The following is a 16,981-nucleotide window of genomic DNA, read 5'->3' as shown; positions in this document are numbered from 1 at the left end:
GTTTGCAGGGCAATATCGCCTTGTTTCGATGTCGCTGGTCAGAAGAATATTTCAAATCGCTCTTTTTAGAGATGCCCTAAAATCAGAACAATTAATATACTCTATAACTTCATTAAGTTCATTCTTACCAATATTCATCCCAAAATAAAGAGACGTACATTGACCAACTTTGACGAATCCAGACTTTGCCTCTTTTAGCAACCTTTTTTCTCCTTCTTTTTTCCAAAAATCCAATTTTCTTGTTATAACCTCTTTAGCGATCTCCTGGGGAGGTTTTTCATTAATCACCGCCTCTTTAAACTCACTCATCCTAACATAATTAATAGGCTCCACTAGAATATCTGATAATTTATCATCCACTTCGAAACCCATACAGACACCTCTGAATCCATTTGCATAATAAGACCATAGAAGAGTGTTCTGTGCATTTGAGCCAAATGAACAGATAACATATTTATTTTTATTACTTGTTATCTGTTTAGCAACTTTTTCAAGACCATTTTCATGCCAGAAAATCCCCTCCATAGGATCGTTTTGGTCAAAAAATTTTGAAAACCACAACTCGCCACTTATAAGACCTCTCTCAACATTTTGTTTTTGTCTGCATGTTGACAAACCCAGATATTTATAAACAATTGTCATAATAATATACCTCCTAATTATTTCTGAGTATTTCGAAGACAATAAAATACCGAATTTTGCTGAGATATGAACATCTTCAGTGCTCATGACTCGCCTTTAATCGCACCTGGTCGCAATCCTTCGCCGGGCTACCCTCCCATGCCCGATATTCTCAATAATTTCATATTTTCCGGCCTTATTCGAGAGAACCGGACTTGACACATCAGAAGCAGAGAAGAATCCCATGGAGTTAGCACAGGAGATCGCGCGGCGGCGGACGTTCGCTATTATCAGCCACCCGGATGCGGGTAAGACCACCCTCACCGAAAAGCTGCTGCTGTTCGGCGGCGCTATCCACACGGCGGGCGCGGTGAAGAGCAACAAGATTCGCAAGTCGGCGACCAGCGACTTCATGGAGATCGAGAAGCAGCGCGGCATTTCGGTGGCGACCTCGGTGATGGGCTTCGAGTATCGCGGCAAGCGCATCAACATCCTCGACACGCCGGGCCACAAGGATTTCGCCGAAGACACCTATCGTACGCTGACCGCCGTGGACAGCGTCATTCTCGTCGTCGATAGTATGAAGGGCGTCGAGGAGCAGACCGAGCGGCTCATGGAGGTGTGCCGGATGCGCCATACGCCGGTCATCATTTTCATCAACAAGCTCGACCGCGAGGGGCGCGACCCGTTCGAGCTGCTCGACGAACTGGAGGAGAAGCTCGACATCCAGACCTGCCCGATGACCTGGCCGATCAGCCAGGGGCAGAACTTCAAGGGGGTCTATAACCTGTTCGACAAATCGCTGAACCTGTTCGAGGCCAACTCGTCGCAGATCGGCAAGAAGCTGACCGACATCGAAGGGATCGACGATCCGAAGCTCGAACACTGGGTCGGCAAGGGCTATACTGACAAACTGCGCGAAGATGTCGCCCTGATCGAGGGGGTGTACGAGCCGTACGAGCTGGAGATGTATCGCGAAGGATTGCAGGCTCCGGTTTTTTTCGGCAGCGCGGTCAACAACTTCGGCGTCCACGAACTGCTCGACACCTTCATCGACGTCGCTCCCTGCCCGCACGAGCGCGAGGCGACCGAGCGCATGGTGAACGCCTCTGAACCGGCGCTCTCCGGCTTTGTCTTCAAGATTCACGCCAACCTCGACCCGAACCACCGCGACCGCACGGCCTTCTTCAAAATCTGCTCCGGGCGCTTCGAGCGCAACAAGTTCTACCAGCACACGCGCCTCGGCAAAAAGCTGCGCTTCTCCAACCCGACGCAGTTCATGGCGCAGGAGAAAAGCGTCATCGACGAAGCGTGGGCGGGCGACGTGATCGGCCTGTACGACAACGGTTCGCTCAAAATCGGCGACACGCTCACCGAGGGCGAGAACCTGCACTTCCGGGGCATTCCGAGCTTCTCGCCGGAGATTTTCAAGGTGCTCGAAAACCGCGACCCGCTCAAGACCAAGCAGCTCGAAAAGGGCATTCGCCAGCTCACCGACGAAGGCGTGGCGCAGCTTTTCGTGCAGTACGGCACCAGGAAGATCGTCGGCACGGTGGGCGAACTCCAGTTCGACGTCATCCAGTTCCGGCTCGAACACGAGTACGGCGCGCAGTGCGCCTTCACGCCGCTGCGCTTCCACAAGGCGTTCTGGTTCACCAGCGACAACCAGGAGCAGCTCGACGAATTCATGCGCCGCCGCTCGAACGTCATCGCCCTCGACAAGGAGGAGCACCCGGTCTTCTTCGCCGAAACCGAGTGGATGCTCAAAATCGCCAAAGAGGATTTCCCGGAGATCGAATTCCACTCCACCTCGGAATTCAAAACTGAAGGTGAAGACGCCTGAAGGATGAGCCAAGAGGGCGGGCGTAAAACCCGCCCCTACGAAATATTTCAAAACACCCCACCCCTCGTAGGGGCAACCCTCGCGGTTGCCCTGCCACGAAACACCTCGATGCCACGATGAATCCTTCGCCTTGCAGCCAAACCCGCCCCTACGGTGGACAACATGGCCAGCGAATGACGCGGGGAACCATTGCCTGATGGGGCTGGTAGTAGTGAGCAGTTCAAAAAACCAGCCTACCTCGCCATGACCATTCGCAACTACTCGGTCAAAGGGATGCACTGCGCGAGTTGCGCGGCGATCATCACCAAAAAGCTCTCGGCGCTCGACGCCGTCGCCAAAGCCGATGTCAACCTGGCGACCGAGAGGGCGCGTATCGAATTCAGCGGAGAACCGTTGAAGGTCGAGGCGCTGAACGGAGTGCTCGAAAAGTATGGCTACTCGCTGGTCGAAGAGGCTCCCGCGAAAGCCGCCGAACCGGAACCTGCCGCCGACCGCAACGCCACCAAAAAGCAGGAGAAGCTCGACGAGCTGCTCCGACAGAAGCGGCAAGTGCTTGTGGCGCTTCCTCTTGCGCTCATCTTCTTTTCGGTGATGCTGTGGCACGGCGCCGCTTCCGCCATTGCCGGATTGCCGCACTTCCCCATCGACATGGAGAGCTGGAACTCCATCGCGCTGCTCGTGGCGGCGTGGATGCTCTTCCATCTCGGCAAGCCCTTCCTGCGCGGCGTCGTTTCGTTCATCCGCACCGGCGCGGCGAGCATGGACACGCTCATCGGCCTGGGGTCGCTGGTCGCCTGGAGCTACAGCGCCTTCGCCATTCTCTTCCCGACGCTGCGAGACCGGCTCGGCCTGCCGCACGAGAGCTTTGCCGACGCGGCCATCGTGGTGATCGGCTTCGTGCTTTTCGGCAAATATCTCGAAGCCCGCTCGAAGCTGAAGACCGGAGAGGCGATCGAAAAGCTCATTGGCTTGCAGGCCAAATCGGCCATTGTGTACGATAACGGCCAGGAGATCGAAGTGCCGGTCGAGAAGGTCGTCAAGGGCACGATGCTCCTGGTCAAGCCGGGCGCGAAAATTCCGGTGGATGGCGTGATCTTTTCGGGCAGCTCGTCGATCGACGAGTCGATGATTACCGGCGAACCGGTGCCGGTGGACAAGCGCGAAGGCGACACGGTCATTGGCGGCGCCATCAACAAGCAGGGCGCGTTCACCTTCACGGCCACCGGCGTCGGCGCGGAGACGATGCTCGCCCGCATCATTTCGATGGTCGAGGATGCGCAAGGCTCGAAAGCGCCGGTGCAGAACCTGGCCGACAAGGTGGCCGCGGTTTTCGTGCCGACAGTGCTCGCGCTCGCCGCGCTGGTGTTTCTCCTTTGGCTCGCTGTCGGCACACCCGCGCTCGGCTTCAACGTCGCGCTCTCCTACGCCATCATGGCGATGGTCGGCATCCTCGTCATCGCCTGCCCCTGCGCGCTCGGCCTGGCCACGCCGACGGCCATCATCGTCGGCACGGGCCTCGGCGCGCGGCACGGCATTCTCGTCCGCAACGCCGAGAGCCTCGAAAGCCTCAGCCGCGTCGATACGGTGGTGTTCGACAAAACCGGCACCATCACGCGCGGCGAACCGTCGGTAACGGGCGTCGAGCCATTCGGCGAAACGACCACGTCCGACGAGCTGCTCTCGCTGGCCGCAGGCATCGAAAAGCACTCGGAGCATCCGCTCGCGCAGGCTATCGTCAACGCCGCCAGGGAGCGGAATGTCGAGCCGGTGCAGGTGACGGAGTTCAAGGCGCTCGAAGGGGTCGGCGTCGATGCGATGCTCGGCGATGAGCCGGTGCGGGTGCGCAAGCCGGGCGACAATGAAAGCGCCCGCCCGGAAGTCGTGCGGCTCCAGGAGGAGGGCAAAACGGTGGTCGTCGTCGAGCGCAACGGCAAGCCGCTCGGCCTCGTCGCGCTCTCCGACACGCTGAAACCCGAAGCCGCCGAAACGGTCGCTGACCTGCGACGGATGGGCAAGCGGGTGGTGATGCTCACCGGGGACAACCGCCACGCCGCGCGGTTCATCGCCCGGCAAGCGGGCATCGAGGAGGTGATCGCCGAAGTGCTGCCCGGCGATAAAGCCAATGCCATCAAGAAGTTGCAGTCGGAAGGCCGCACGGTCGCCATGACCGGCGACGGCATCAACGACGCCCCGGCGCTCACGCAGGCCGACGTCGGCATCGCGCTCGCCAGCGGCACGGAGATCGCCATCGAATCAGCTGGCATCACGCTGCTCGGCGGCGACATCGGCAAGGTCGCCCAGGCCATCACACTCTCGCGGAAGACGATGCGCGTCATCCGCCAGAACCTCTTCTGGGCCTTCATCTACAACGTCATCGGCATCCCCGTCGCCGCCGGAGCGCTCTTCCCGCTCTACGGCATCTTCCTCAACCCCGCCTTCTCGGGCATCGCGATGGCCGGAAGCAGCGTTTCGGTGGTCACCAACTCGCTCAGGCTGAGAGCAGCGAAGCTGAACAGATCGGTCTGATCAGACTGAGCGGACAGATTAAAAAAATCATAAAAAATGGACAAGCAGCTCCAAACCTCACGCGAGTTCCTGAAAGACAACATTCGCCAAAGAATTGACTTCTCGCAAACTCCGCAGAACCGCCGCGTTCCGCCGCCGCCGATTGAAAAGCCGTGGCCGCAAGGCGCGACAACCATCCCCCTGCCGCCGCTCGACAAGGCGAAGTTCGCAGGAAACATCGACCTCTGGCTGGCCATCGCCCAACGCGAAAGCTGCCGGTTCTACTCCGGCGAACCGTTGAACCTCGACGAACTCTCGCTCCTGCTCTGGGCCACGCAGGGCGTCCGGCTGAAACTCGACGAAGGCCACGCCTTGCGGACGGTGCCCTCGGCGGGATGCCGTCACGCTTTCGAGACCTGGCTCTGCGTACTGAACGTTGACGGACTGGAAAAAGGAATCTACCGCTACCTGCCGCTCGAACACGCGCTGCTGTTTTCACACGCGCCGGAACAGCTTGAAAGCCTGATCGTCAGCGCAACACTCGGCCAGCGCTTCACGGGCGACGCGGCGGTCACCTTCATCTGGACGGCGCTCCCCTGCCGCATGGAGTGGCGCTACGGCCTTGCCGCGCACAAGGTGATCGCGCTCGACGCGGGCCACGTCTGCCAGAACCTCTACCTCGCCTGCCAGGCCATCGGCGCGGGCACTTGCGCGATTGCAGCTTACGATCAAACCGGAATGGATCGCCTGCTTGGCGTTGACGGCGAGGAGGAGTTCACGATCTACCTCGCGCCTGTGGGCAAAAAAGGGTGAGATCAGTGCCGACGAGCCGCTCGCAAGGAAGAGAGGCGAGCGCGCAGCACCAGCGCGATAAGCCCGATGGCCGAGACAACGGCGAGCGCTCCGCCCTCTTCATGCGTTTCGCGGCTCACCCAGCTTTTCGGATCCAGACCAAGCCAGCCGTAAAGGTGATTGGCGAGCACTCCGAAAAGGAGAGACATCAGCACGATGACCACGAGATAGACCGCCGTGCCCCTCTTGCCGAGCAGTTTCGCGATCACCGGAAGCGAGGCGGCATTGGTCGCGGGACCGGCGAGCAGGAAAACGAGCGCCGCTCCGGGGGAGATGCCTTTCAGGGCGAGCGCCGCGACGATGGGCGTTGACGAGGTGGCGCAGACATACATCGGCACCGAAATCACCAGCATCATGAGCATGGCGACAAGGTCGTTCGACAGGTAACGCTCGACAAACGCTCCGGAGACGAAAACTGAAATCAGGCCGGCAAGCAGCACTCCGCCCAACAGCCAGACGCCCACGTCGCCGAGAAGCTCACCGAACGCAAAGGAGAGGCCCGACCTGATCTTCTGCGCCACCCCCGGCTTCTCAACGCTTTCGTGAATGCAACCGCACGAACAGCAACCGTCCGACGACACGCCGTCAGACGGCGGTTCGGCGGCAGGCTCCCCTTTTTCGGTGAAGGTGACGGCCATGCCGGTCGCGATTGCCGTAACGAAAGCCGCCACCGGCCTGAGAAGCGTCATCAAGGGATCGAGCAGGGCGTAGGTGATCGCGATCGAATCGATGCCGGTTTCGGGAGTGGAAACAAGGAACGACGAGACCGCGCCCTTTCCCGCGCCCTGTTTTTTGAGACCTGCCGCCGCCGGAATCACCCCGCAACTGCACAGCGGAATCGGTACGCCGATCGCCGAGGCCTTCACGATGCTCGACAGGCCGCGTCCAAGATGAGCCGCCACGAGCTTTTCAGGCACGAACGCCTTGACGAGACCGGCAACCAGAAACCCGAAAAGCACCCACGGAGCCGCGTCGAGCAGCACGGCCCAAGAGGCCGAAAGAATATGGAAAACAATAGCGAGCGACCCGGTCATACTGCACCTCATTCGTACTTTAAATATTATCGCATGATCACCTGTTCATATGTAAATCAAAAAGAGAGATCATCGGCGCCCCTCCTGAACATGCTCGAAGCCGATCCTGATGAGTTCGGCGATGTGACGGTCATCGAGACTGTAGAGAACATTCTTTCCCTGCTTCCTCGACCTGACGATCCTGGTATCCCTCAACACCCGCAACTGATGCGATACGGCTGACTGGTTCATGCCGAGAACGGAAACAAGATCGCAAACGCAAAGCTCCGACCGGCACAAGGCGTTCAGTATCTTCACCCTCGTCTGGTCGCCGAGCACCTTGAAAAGCTGAGCCAGCTCCTCCTGCGCCCCATCCTGCGGCATTGACTGACGAACCACATCGACCACCTCGGGATGGTCACAAATCTGCTGACAAAGCCCGTCATCTTTTTCTGGCATCGACATCTCCTACATATGATCACCTGTTCATACGATAACAAAAAACGACAGAGCAGGCAAATCGTTCATTGTTGCTTTGATGAGCGAAATCCAGGGTTCGCGCTCCCGGCGTTTCAGTTGACGCTTTTCCGGCTGAGCGGTCAGTTTCGCCTGTGCTTGGCAAGCGCGTCGTGGCAGAACATGAGGGTATTCACCTCTTCCGAGGCGTCGCTGTCGCCAAGAAGTTTTTTCGTCAGCAGCAGGGCAAGGCGTTCGTAAAAGCTCACCGTCTGGGCGAAATGCTTCGCCACTTCGGGATGACCCACCCTTTCGCCGACAATGATGCGCAGGCAGGTCTGCATCACATCGATAGCTGTCGTGGTTTCAACAGAAAGCGACACTCCGGATGCTTCGTTCTCCGCGACAATCGCACTCAGCGTCCTGTAGGCCATGAGGTAGCTCTCCGATTCAAGATAGCCAAGCATTTTCTCAAGGCGATGTTTCATAGTGATGTCCATGACTTCCGGTTTGTTCAGCAAGCTTCCTATCCTTGAAATAGATCGGAAGAAAAACAAGTTCCCGGAAGCCGTCATGTTTCCGTGCGCGATGTGGCCAAGCGCCATGCCCTGCAAAGGTCAGGAGCCGCCTGCGGCAAAGAATCGATCGACCTGATCGAGCGCGTCTTCGGCCAGCACTCCGGCGGCGTCACGAAGCATGAGGCGGTTCAGGATGTACTGGTATCGCGCCCTGGCCAGGCTGCGGCGGGTTTCGAAGAGTTTGCGGGTGGCGTCGAGCACCTCGGTGTTGGTGCGGAAACCGGCCATGAACCCTTTCCGGGTGCCTTCGAGCGCTATTTCACCGGACTTCACCGCCTGCTCGTATGCTCTGATCTGGACGATGCTGTTGAGCTGCGCATTGTAATACTTCCGGACATCGGTCAGCGCGGCTCGCTCCCGGAGATGAAGCTCTTCGCGGGCCTTGAGTCGCCGCGCGAAAGCCTGCCGGATCGAAGCGCCCGTGTAGCCGCCGGTGTAAACCGGTACACTCAGTTGCACACTGACCGACCAGGTGTCGTAGGTCGAACCGATGGTGTAGTTATTCTCGCTCACCGAGTAGCTCCGCCCGGCCCAGAGGTCGAGCTGCGGATAGCGAGAGGCCTTGTTCTTGTCGATCTCCTTGCGGGCGATCTCCACCTCCTGCCGCGCCGCCCTGATGCTGCTGCTCTGCGCTCTGGCCATTTCAACCCAGCTCTCGACGTTGCGCGGATCGGGTTCGGCAAGCACGAGTTTGCGCGGGTCAAGGGCGCGAAGCTTTTCGGCATAGACTCCGGTGGTGCGTTCAAGCTCGCGGCGGCTGTTTTCGAGCCCGGCCAGGGCGCTCGCATGTTCGGCAAGCGCGAGGTCATAACTGGCCTGCGCCTCGTTGATCTCGGTGATGGTGCCGAATCCGTTCGCGTACCGCTTTTTCGACTGATCGAGCTGCGCGAGCAGCGCTTTGAGCTGAGCATCGGTAAAGGCGATATTCTCCTCCGAATAAAGCACGTTGCAGAACAGCTCGACGGTGCGAACGATCAGCGAGGAGTGCTCGCCCTCGAACAGCGATTCGCTCTTGGCTTTTACCGCCCGGGACTGCTTGTAGCTGGCGATGCTGGCGAGATTGATGAGCGGTTGCCGCACGGAAAAACTGTGACTCAGGGTGTTGTACCAGACGGTCGGCTCCTCTCCGAGAAACGTCGAGTGGTCAGTCTGGTTCCGACCGAGCGAGGTCGAGGCCTTGATGTTGGGCAGAAAGCCCGCTTTGGCCTTCGAGACCTCCTCTCTGGCGATACGCGTGTCCGCTTCGGCGGCCAGATAGCGGGCATCGTAGTGCAATGCGAGGTCGCAGGCCTGCTTCAGACCGAGCGGTTCAGCGCCCGACACCGAGGGAAAAAGCAGCGCCGCGAAAGCAAGCAACCTCGCCACGAATCGTCCCTGCCGGCCAGCCTGAAGCGACCGGATATATCCATGCTGTTCGTTCATCCCTGTCACTCCTCCTTCATGGATGCGGCCATGCGCTGCATCAGCGGATGCAGGATGTAGGTCAGCATGGAGCGCTCGCCGGTCTTGATGACCGCCAGCACCGGCATTCCGGCCTGAATCCGTCGGCGGCCAAGCGCGTTCATGCCTTCTGGCGTGACCGCGATACGGGCGAGATAGTACGATACGGCGGGCTGCGCTCCGGAAGGCGATTCTGTCAGCAAATCGCCAGACACCGATTCGAGGGCGCCGGGAATGACCAGTTGCGGCGCGTGTGCGAAGGCGGTGAAATGCAGATCGACCGTCAGGCCGGAGCGAACCCGGTCGATCAGATGCGGCGCGATTTTGGCCTCGATGAGCAGCGGCTCGCCGAAAGGCACGATGTCCATCAGCTTCTGGCCCGGCTGGATCACCGCGCCCACGGTCTGCACCTGAAGGCCGACCACCTGCCCGTCCGACGGAGAGGTGACGCGGGTGTCGGCAAGCTCCTGCTTCAGCGCTTTCGACTTCTCCGCGTCGGCTTTGACCTCGTCCTGCACCTGCGCGAGCTGCGCCTCGCTGTCGGCGCGGAACTGAACCACCTTGATTTCGAGATCTCGCTGCTGGCTCAAAGGCGCGAATCCCTCGCTGGCAAGCTGTTTCATGCCGGAGAGCTGCTGGCGAAGCAGGCTCATGATCCGCAAGCGCGACCCGAGCAGCTCCCGTTGCGTCCTGACCAGCCGCCTGACCAGCACCGAATCGGGATCGGAGGTGAGGTCGGAGTGCAGCTCCATTTTCGCCGATCCGCGCTCCTCGGCGAGCAACCGGGCTTCGGTGGCGCGGAGGCCGAGATAGTGCTGGTGCACCTCGGCGTAGCGGGCCCTGGCGGTCTGGTCGTCGAGCACCATCAAGAGGTCGCCTTTGCCGACCTTCTGCCCCTCCTGCACGAGCACCTCGGTCACGGTTCCGCCAAAGCGGTGCTGCACCACCTTGCGTTTGGTGGCGATGCTCACCACCCCCTGGCACGGCACTCCCTCGTCGAGCGGAGCCAGCGAGGCCCACAGCATGAAGCCGCCGAAACCGATCACGAGGATCCAGATGCCGATCTTCACCGGACTGCGCGTGTCGGTGTGTCTGGGCTTCAGGCCTTCGCGCGAAGCCGGTTCGGGTTCAGATTTTTTTCGTTTGAAAAGTGAACTGATACTCATTGTCCGTTCTGTTTACCTTGTCCGTTTTGATTGCCGGAAGTTTGCGCATTTCCGTTCCTTGCAGCCTCTTGCGCGTTCACTACTTCGAGTACGCCCTCGCGCGGCCCGAAATGCTCGATTTTGCCATCCCTGAGCGCCAGAACCCTGTCCGCCGCGCCGAGGATGTTCAGACGATGGGTGATGAGAAACACCGTTTTTCCTGACTGCTTGAGCTGGCCGATCGCCTGGGCCAATGCTTTTTCACCGGCGTCGTCGAGATTGGAGTTCGGCTCGTCGAGCACCAGCACCGAGGGGTTGCCGTACATCGCCCGCGCCAGGCCGACGCGCTGGCGCTGGCCGCCGGAGAGCAGCGCGCCCGCCTCGCCGATCGGCGAGTTGTAGCCGTTCGGAAAGCGCAGGATCGCTTCGTGAATGCCGGTGCGCTGCGCGGCTTCGATAACCCTGGCCGGATCGGCCTCGCCGAAGCGGGAGATGTTCTCGGCGATGGTTCCCTCGAACAGCTCGATGTCCTGCGGCAGGTAGCCGATATGCGGCCCAAGCTCCTCGCCGTCCCAGCTCCCGATCGGCTCGTCGTCATACAGCACACCGCCCGACACCTCCGGCCACGCTCCGACGAGGCACCTCGCCAGCGTGGACTTGCCCGACCCCGACGGGCCGATAATCGCCGTCACGGTTCCGGCGGCGAACGAGGCGTCGAGGCCGTCGAGAATCGGCTCCGGCCTGCCCGGCGCGGTGGCCACGAGAGCGTCGATCCGCACATCGCCCTGCGGCGCGGGACGCGACGGTTTGTCCGGCGATTCCGGAAAATCGTCGAAGAGCTTCTCCAGCCGGAAAAAGGCGTCGCGAGCCTGGATGAAGGGCTTCCACACCACGATCAACAGGTCGAGCGGCTGCAACGCGCGGGACATGAGCACGTTGGCCGCAATCATGCCGCCCGTAGTCATTTTTCCTTCGATCACCATCAGCGCGCCCGCGCCGAGCGTGAGCGACTGCATGGTGTAGCGCACGAACTTCGAGAAGGCTTGCTGCCGGTGCTGCTTGTGCTGCGCTTGGCCGTGCTGAGCGAGAGCGTCTTCGTGCAGATCGAGCCAGCGCTGGCGCAAACTGCCGGTCATCCCCATAGCGTGTACCGGCTCGATGTTGCGCAGCTTGCTGAAAAAGTAGGCGTTGCTCTCGCTGACCGCCTTGCTGGAGCGCTCGATGTCATCGACGGTGGCCTTGTGATTGTACCAGGCCAGAACGAGCTGAATGATGCTGAAGAACACCGAGACCCAGCCGAGGAACGGGTTGAGCAGAAAGATGACCGCGATGTAGATGGGCGTCCACGGCGTGTCGAAAAAGGCGAAGATGCCGTTGCCGGTCAGGAACTGGCGGATCACTGCCAAGTCGCCGATAGCTTCGGAGGGGTTCGCGCCCGCCCGCTTCAGGTTTTTCTCGAAGCTGGCGTTGAAAACGATGGCGTTCATCGCCTCGTCCAGCCGGACGCCGCCACGAACCAGGAGCCGCGAGCGCAGCCACTCGGCCACCACCATGATGGCGTAGAGGAACACCATGAGCAGCGTGACGACGATGAGCGTCAGTTCGCTCTGCCCCTTGAGCACACGGTCGTAGAGTTGCAGCATGTAGAGCGTCGGGGTCAGCATGAGCAGATTGGCGATCATGCTGAAAAATCCCACCCAGAGAAACTCCTTGCGGAACGACCACAAATGGCGGGTCAGTTCGCTCCGGTCGAAAAACGGCTTCGGCTTCACGACTGACCTCCCGGCGCGGGGTTCAGCGAGATGCCCCTCGGTTGCTGCGGCTGCGGTTTTGACGAGGTCTGCGGCTTTGGCGGCTGTTCGCCTTTGAGCGCCGACAGCACCTGGTCTCTCGGGCCGAACTGCTTGATCTGCCCGTCAATGAGCACCAGCATGTAGCCCACGGACTGGAGAATGTTCATGCGGTGCGTCATGGCGATCACCGTCGTTCCGGCGGCTTTGAGCTGTCGGAGCGTGTCGATGAGGGCCGCGTCGCCGTCGGTGTCGAGATTGGAGTTCGGCTCGTCGAGCACCACGAAGCGCGGCATTCCGTAAACCGCGCGGGCGAGCGCGACGCGCTGCCGCTGGCCGCCGGAGAGAAACGCCCCGTCGTCGCCTACCGGCGTATCGTAACCCTTCGGCAGGGTGGCGATGAACGCTTCGAGACCGACCATCCGGCAGGCGGCCCGCACCTTGTCGGCGTCCGGCTCGCCGAAGCGGGCGACATTTTCGGCAATCGTGCCGTCGAACAGCTCCACCGCTTGCGGCAGGTAGCCGACGTGCGGCCCCAGCTCCTCCTTGTTCCAGGTGGCGACGTCGCTGCCGTCGAGCCGCACCTTGCCGCTCATCGGCGACCAGACCCCGGTCAACAGACGAGCCAGCGTGGTTTTGCCCGACGCCGAAGGGCCAACCACGGCCAGCGAATCGCCCGGCGCGACGCGGAAGCCGATACCCTTGAGAATCTGCGCCTGGCTGCCCGGCGCTCCGGCGATGACGCCTTCGACCGAAAGCTGTCCCTTCGGCGGCGGCAATGGCATCCGCTCCTCTTCGGCGGGAAAGGCCTTCAGCATTCCGTCGAGGCGCGCGAAGGCTTCACGCGCCCCCTCGACCTGCCGCCAGTTGGCGATGATCTGCACCAGCGGCGCGAGCACCTTGCCGCCGAGAATCGAGCCGACAATCATGCCCGATCCGCCCAGATTGCCCTCCAGCGTCAGCCAGCAACCGATGCCGAGCAGCGAGGAGCTGAGCAGCGACTGCACCAGCTTTGAGAGTGAAGCGTTAGCGCTCGCCGTATCCGACGCGTCGGCCTGGCTGGCGAGGAACTCGCGCTGCTTTGCAAGCCACCGCTTGCGCATGTTGCCGAGCATCCCCATCGAGCGGATCACCTGCGCGTTGCGCAACACGCTGCCCGCGTACATCTGCGAGCCGGTCGAGCCGCGGCTGGCCAGCATCATCGGCCTCTTGATGCGGCGCTCGTTGAAAACGCCGATGAGCACCTGAATCAGTGCGCCGATGACCGAAAACCAGCCGAGCAGCGGATGCATGAGGAAAAGGATAATCAGCACCAGGAGGGCGAGCGGCGCGTCCATGAAGGAGAGCGTGACATGCGCGCCGATGATGTCACGGACAGTTTTGAGATCGGCGACCACCTGCGCGGCGCTGCCGACAGGCAGGTTCTTGAGGCGGGCGGCGAACGCGGTGTCGAACACGCGCCTGCGCAACCGCTCGTCGAAAGCACGAGCCGCCTCGTGCATGATGCCGGAGCGCACCCATTCGAGCGCTTCGAGCATGACATAGAGACCGACGACGAGGATAGTCAGCATCACGAGCGTCTGGTGATTGCGGCTGTTGATCACCCGGTCATAGACTTCGAGCATGTAACCGCTCGGCGTGAGCACGAGAATATTGGTGACGATACTGAAAAGCAGCGCCCGGATAACCCACGGGCTGAGGGAGTAGAGAGCCTCTCGAACTTCAGATTTCTTGTCAGGTTGAACCATTGAGTGGGGAAATCAATAAAAAAATGAAGCGTGTGCTGTTGAGTCCATTCGCCCCTTCGAGCGTCGATCAATCCAGAAGATCAACTGGGCAACAGCGATTGGCCTTTTTTATATGCGCCAGAAACACGCATAGCTACGACTTGTCACAATATATATCAAGTCAATGGTATAAAAACATGAACAATGAATTAAAAGATAAGGCGATAAACGTTTTACGGGGCCTTTTCAGGCCCCGCAATAACAATACTGTACAAGTACAAGCGACTAAAAGATCACGAACGCAAGAAGACCAAGACCGGCCACACCAGCAACGACCGCCCCTGCGCTGATGCCATCCGACGAACCGCCGGAAGCCGCCACCGCTGCATCGAGCGTCGAGAAGTGGAAGGCGTCATCTTCATCTTCGTAATCATAAGGATTACGGGCAAGGTCGAGGACGCTATCGTTCTCGAAGGTTACGTAGTAGTCCGTGCCGTAAGCAAGGTTTCCATCCGGATCGACGACGAGGGTATTGCCTACAAACGAAACATCGATACCGTCAACCTCATTTCCCTCGGCGATCGAACCTTTGTATAAGGTGATCTCGCCTGTGCCAGGCATTACCATTTCGTCAAACGAGAGAACGATATCGTCACCAACAGCCAGGTCAGCCGGGGCCTCGTTCGGATCAAGCACCGGAGGTGCCGTGTCAACCGTGTTATCCGTCGAGAAGGTCTCATCGGCAAACTGGAAATGCTCGACGTTGATTACAAAATCGGTTCCGCCACCTTCCGACGTATCGACTACCGTATAAACGCCGGATTCGTAGCTGATGCTGTACTGGCTTTGCGGCCCGACATACACCACCGTATCATCGCCGTCACCGCCATCAATTGAGTCATTCCCGGCACCTCCGGTTATTACATCATCACCGCAAAGACCAGCAATACTATCGTCACCATCACACCCGTTAATCGTATCCGCTTCGGGAGTAGGCAATGACTGACCTTCGATCGTATGGGTGGCATCGACAAGATCGGCTTCTGCTGTGCCCTCTATGGTAACACCAGGCACATCGGTCACATTGATTGTAAATACTTTTTCGAAAGTATTGCTTACAAAATCCGATACCCGTACGGTAATATCATGCGACGCTGCCGCCTCGTAATCGATAGCATTGTTCACTACAAGATGGTTACCATCGATAGCGAACAGATTTTCCGGATTATCAATCAAGGAATAGGTAAATGTCTCTCCTGAATCCGGATCGACAGCCGACAGATTACCAACGACAGTGCCATTTGCTGAATTTTCAGAAACTGTATTATTGTCAAGCTGAATATCAGTTGGTGCTGTGTTCTCAATGATATAAAATAGCGCATCAACCAAAGCATCATTATCCTCAGCAATGAGGAAACCACCGCCATTTTCAGCAGCAATCGACTCCAGAGGCGTCGTATCAAAAGATGGTGAGCCGACAACAATCGTAAATATCTGCACTTGTGCGGTTTCAAGCGAAGCATCTACCGCAACAAGCGGTTCAGAAGAATCCGCACTCAGTAACAACGCACCATCTTCGTCAACAGCAACAGGCAAATCCGTACTTTCGAAAGAAAGAGTAAAAGTATCAACTGTACCAACTGACCCAACCATTGATGTGTGCACGTCAATCGTAGCGCCTATGTTGTGGGCAAGAGCACTCACTTCATCTGCCAGATAAGTATCTTTTACTGGCGCATCAGTAAAGAGCGCTATCCTGAGAATACCGGCTCCTACTCTCCATTCGCCCATCGATCCATCAAGCGCCATGCGCAAACCGTCAAAATCGGTTTCAGCCCAATCACCACCACCATAAGCACCCAAGCTGTTAATGGCTGAAAGTGCTACGTCTTTTCTTTCAGCAAATGAATCCTGATCGGTAAAAGATAAAACAACAGACGAAGGCTCGCCGATTTCAGCATCTTTGAAACTGACGACGCCAATACGAGCATCTGCATTGCCATCAGCGAATGCCGCATCAATCAGATCCGAAGCTACCACTTTCACGCTATCTATATCATCCCACATACTTCCAGTTGTATCAACTACAATAGCAAAATCGGTCTGGAAGGTCAGTCCGTTCTTCTGAAGCCTGTACGAGAGATGTCCTCCTTCTTCGGTATCAAACCGTATTGCCTCAATGTTAATCAGCGTATCAGAACCCGCTCCCTCTGAACCTCGCACATTCTTGACACTCCATGATCCATCCGAAGCTCTCCTGATATCATAATCCAGCGGTGAGCCATAATAAGCAGCCGTATCATAACCATCACCGCCATCCATAATATCATCTCCACCGACGCCACTTAATACATTTGCTGCATTATTTCCTTTCAGTTGATTATCAAGATCATTTCCAGTACCGTTTATTGCCGGATCAGAAAATATAAGATTATGATGAAGTGTCAAATTTTCAACATTATCTGGCAACGTATAAGTAACTTCACTATCGACAAGATCAGCCCCCTCATTCAGCTTCTCATAAACAAAATCATGTTCATCATTCACTTTATAAATATCATCACCAGAACCTCCATACATAGAGTTAACGCCAAATCCACCCATAGTATCATTACCCTCTCCGCCAAACATAAATTCAATTGGATTTATCAAAGAAAAATCAGCCGTGAGATTATCATCCCCTGTACCAGCTTCAAACTCGTTCGACCCAATCTTTACCGCCTGAAGCATTACATTATCGCCAAATGATATATCGCTTTCAGAGTAGATTGATCGATCAACGAGATCCACAGCGCCCTGATACAAACTCATTGAATGCATTGTTTTAATGCCATCAATCAAGCCCATATCAACATATGACAAACCTGTATTAATATATATTTTCTCTCCGATTGCAGATAATAACAGGTGGGGAACCACATCGCCATCTATCTCAAGGGCATCTCTAAAAAGTCAGTACTGACATAAGGTATTGAAATCTATCGATTTAACTGAAATATCCATATCTTGAC

12 protein-coding genes are annotated in these 16,981 nt (G+C 57.9%); 3 read left to right on the top strand and 9 right to left on the bottom strand.

Annotated elements, in window-relative coordinates:
• Positions 1-51: 51 nt before the first annotated feature.
• A complete protein-coding gene (locus tag FGF66_RS11775) occupies positions 52-729 on the bottom strand; it encodes a hypothetical protein (RefSeq protein WP_139457825.1) in 678 nt (225 codons plus the stop codon).
• Between the two features lie 136 nt (positions 730-865).
• Between FGF66_RS11775 and FGF66_RS11770 the strand changes: the two genes are divergently transcribed.
• The 3 genes from FGF66_RS11770 (at position 866) to FGF66_RS11760 (ending at position 5,782) form a co-directional block, all read left to right on the top strand.
• The gene (locus FGF66_RS11770) at positions 866-2,464 is read left to right on the top strand and encodes a peptide chain release factor 3 (RefSeq protein WP_139457824.1); all 1,599 of its coding nucleotides are present in this window, start codon (positions 866-868) and stop codon (positions 2,462-2,464) included.
• Between the two features lie 243 nt (positions 2,465-2,707).
• Positions 2,708-4,990: a heavy metal translocating P-type ATPase gene (locus FGF66_RS11765; protein ID WP_139457823.1), complete on the top strand. Its 2,283-nt coding sequence runs from the start codon at positions 2,708-2,710 to the stop codon at positions 4,988-4,990.
• A 36-nt stretch (positions 4,991-5,026) separates the two neighbouring features.
• Complete coding sequence (locus FGF66_RS11760; RefSeq protein ID WP_139457822.1) at positions 5,027-5,782, top strand: SagB/ThcOx family dehydrogenase; 756 nt, start codon at positions 5,027-5,029, stop codon at positions 5,780-5,782.
• A 2-nt stretch (positions 5,783-5,784) separates the two neighbouring features.
• Here FGF66_RS11760 and FGF66_RS11755 read toward each other — a convergent pair whose 3' ends face one another.
• The 8 genes from FGF66_RS11755 to FGF66_RS11720 all read right to left on the bottom strand — a co-directional run bounded on the left by FGF66_RS11755 (position 5,785) and on the right by FGF66_RS11720 (position 16,889).
• Positions 5,785-6,855: an SO_0444 family Cu/Zn efflux transporter gene (locus FGF66_RS11755; protein ID WP_139457821.1), complete on the bottom strand. Its 1,071-nt coding sequence runs from the start codon at positions 6,853-6,855 to the stop codon at positions 5,785-5,787.
• Between the two features lie 69 nt (positions 6,856-6,924).
• Complete coding sequence (locus FGF66_RS11750; RefSeq protein WP_139457820.1) at positions 6,925-7,293, bottom strand: ArsR/SmtB family transcription factor; 369 nt, start codon at positions 7,291-7,293, stop codon at positions 6,925-6,927.
• A 140-nt stretch (positions 7,294-7,433) separates the two neighbouring features.
• On the bottom strand, positions 7,434-7,778 hold the full coding sequence (locus tag FGF66_RS11745) for a hypothetical protein (protein ID WP_170181362.1): 345 nt from the start codon (positions 7,776-7,778) through the stop codon (positions 7,434-7,436).
• Positions 7,779-7,907: 129 nt separating this feature from the next.
• Positions 7,908-9,290: a TolC family outer membrane protein gene (locus FGF66_RS11740; protein ID WP_139457819.1), complete on the bottom strand. Its 1,383-nt coding sequence runs from the start codon at positions 9,288-9,290 to the stop codon at positions 7,908-7,910.
• 5 nt (positions 9,291-9,295) lie between these two features.
• On the bottom strand, positions 9,296-10,474 hold the full coding sequence (locus tag FGF66_RS11735; protein WP_139457818.1) for an HlyD family efflux transporter periplasmic adaptor subunit: 1,179 nt from the start codon (positions 10,472-10,474) through the stop codon (positions 9,296-9,298).
• Positions 10,471-12,225, bottom strand: a complete 1,755-nt coding sequence (locus FGF66_RS11730) for a type I secretion system permease/ATPase (protein WP_139457817.1) — start codon at positions 12,223-12,225, stop codon at positions 10,471-10,473. Before FGF66_RS11730 ends, FGF66_RS11735 begins: the two co-directional genes overlap by 4 nt.
• Positions 12,222-13,991, bottom strand: coding sequence for a type I secretion system permease/ATPase (locus FGF66_RS11725; protein WP_139457816.1), 1,770 nt, complete (start codon positions 13,989-13,991; stop codon positions 12,222-12,224). The genes FGF66_RS11730 and FGF66_RS11725 overlap by 4 nt, the downstream gene beginning before the upstream one ends.
• A gap of 264 nt (positions 13,992-14,255) precedes the next feature.
• Positions 14,256-16,889 (bottom strand): Ig-like domain-containing protein, encoded by a 2,634-nt coding sequence (locus FGF66_RS11720; protein ID WP_139457815.1) that lies wholly within the window; start codon positions 16,887-16,889, stop codon positions 14,256-14,258.
• Positions 16,890-16,981 lie beyond the last annotated feature (92 nt).

Origin of the sequence: Chlorobaculum thiosulfatiphilum (assembly GCF_006265165.1) — a bacterium.
Lineage (GTDB): Bacteria > Bacteroidota > Chlorobiia > Chlorobiales > Chlorobiaceae > Chlorobaculum > Chlorobaculum thiosulfatiphilum.
The sequence above is the reverse complement of the archived record's forward strand: the minus strand, read 5'-3'. Positions and strand labels throughout refer to the sequence as shown.